This window comes from Candidatus Saccharimonadales bacterium, assembly GCA_036397795.1.
In the GTDB taxonomy this organism is placed as follows: Bacteria; Patescibacteriota; Saccharimonadia; order Saccharimonadales; family DASWIF01; genus DASWIF01.
This window is the reverse complement of sequence record DASWIF010000029.1, coordinates 1-1,653: the sequence shown is the minus strand read 5'-3', so window position 1 is coordinate 1,653 and position 1,653 is coordinate 1. Positions and strand designations below refer to the sequence as shown.

Annotated in this window: 1 protein-coding gene; it reads left to right on the top strand. The window is 51.8% G+C overall.

The annotated features are described in order from the left end of the window. Nucleotides 1–486 precede the first annotated feature (486 nt). On the top strand, nt 487–1,503 hold the full coding sequence (locus tag VGA08_01770) for a DNA polymerase III subunit delta' C-terminal domain-containing protein (GenBank protein ID HEX9679323.1): 1,017 nt from the start codon (nt 487–489) through the stop codon (nt 1,501–1,503). Nucleotides 1,504–1,653: the final 150 nt, after the last annotated feature.

The window sequence follows — 1,653 nt, the reverse complement described above, 5'->3', positions numbered from 1 at the left end:
TTGGACATGACGCTGTCCTTTCCCGACTTCTAGTCGGACTGCCCGTCTTCTTTTAGAAGGCGGGCGATGGAGTATGCTAGAGGGCACCATTGTGGTAGCCATAGCCAGAAACTACCCAGTCACTGTGTCATTGCGAGGATCACGTCGTTGAGAAACGACGTGAGATGAAGCAATCCCTTCAGCGAAGAGATCGCTACGTCCCGCCAAAGGCGGGACTCGCGATGACACTTTGGTTGATGGGTGGCTTTTGGCTATGGCTACTTTTGCAAGTCACGTCGTTCGCGAACGACAGTGACAAGCTTACCCGGTTGAATAACGGGCTAAATATATAGCTAAAAAGAACGAATAGTGTAGCTTGCCATAACAAGATGATTTTGTCAATCTGTAACGACTCGCCCTGACTCGGCCTGGCTAAGCTTGGCAAAATGTCGGCTTTTTAGTATAATCAAGGCTTGTCAGACAGTAGCTTTATGTTAAGATGTAGTTATGTCAAAAGGCGACTTGGAAGGCAGGATTGAGGATTTTGTCGGAAATCAACACGTGGTTGATTTTTTGCGCCTGAGTTTTGGGCAGGAGTCCTTGGCGCCCGCCTATCTTTTTGAAGGCCCGGCCCGAGTCGGCAAATATCGCCTGGCCAAGCGCTTGGCTCAGCTGATGCTGTGCCAATCTCCCGGCGCCGGCTCGCTTCAGGCCTGCGGCACGTGTTCCGGCTGCCAGCAGTTTTTGGCCAGCGTTCATCCGGATTTTTATGAACTTCGGCGTTTAATTGATGACAAAACCGGTTTGTCCGCCCAACGGATTGGAATAGATCAAATCCGCCAGCTCCAGGAACGGTTGCATTTACACTCTTTTCTTAACGGCCATAAACTTGCCATCATTGACGAAGTCGAACACTTAAGCATTGAGGCGGCCAACGCGCTACTTAAAATTGTGGAAGAACCGCCGGCTCGAACCATACTGTTGCTTGTCTGCGCGGATTCCGGTCGGCTGCCCGGCACGCTTCAGTCACGCTGCCAGCGTCTGCTTTTCCGGCTGGTGCCGAGAACCGAGATAGCGGAATTTTTACAGTGGCACGAAGTTAAGCCGGCCGCGGCTCAACGTTTGGCCGCGACTGTGTATGGCCGGCCGGGATTGGCGCTTGAACTTGCGCAACTCACGCATGGCTTTGACGAGCAGCAGCAACGATATCGGAGCGTGCTCCAGCTTTGCGGCCAAACTCTTTACCAGCGTTTGCGTCGTGTCGATGAACTCCTAAAAGATTTTTCACCGGAACAGCTTTGCAGTCAGCTCACGCGAGTGTTTCGGGATCTGCTTCTAACTTGGACCGGCAACCAGGAGCGGCTGGGCAACCCAAGCCTGACGGTTGAGCTGGCGGCTCAGGCGCAAAAGCTCTCCCCGCGACAGTTGAGTTCTGTTCTGCGTGAACTTGGGCAGGCTCGCGGCCAGCTGAGCGCGAACGTGAATCCAAAACTTTTATTCGAAAATATTATGTTAACTTTTTAAGCTTGGAGGTATGTCACCAAAATTATTAACTTTTGTCATTGTTGGATCCGCCGTTATTCTCAGCGGCTGTTTCCAGGCTGGAAGTTCTGAGTCAACCGACACAACCGCCGGTATTTACAAATCATTTGATTTTGGAGAAACCTGGGCGCC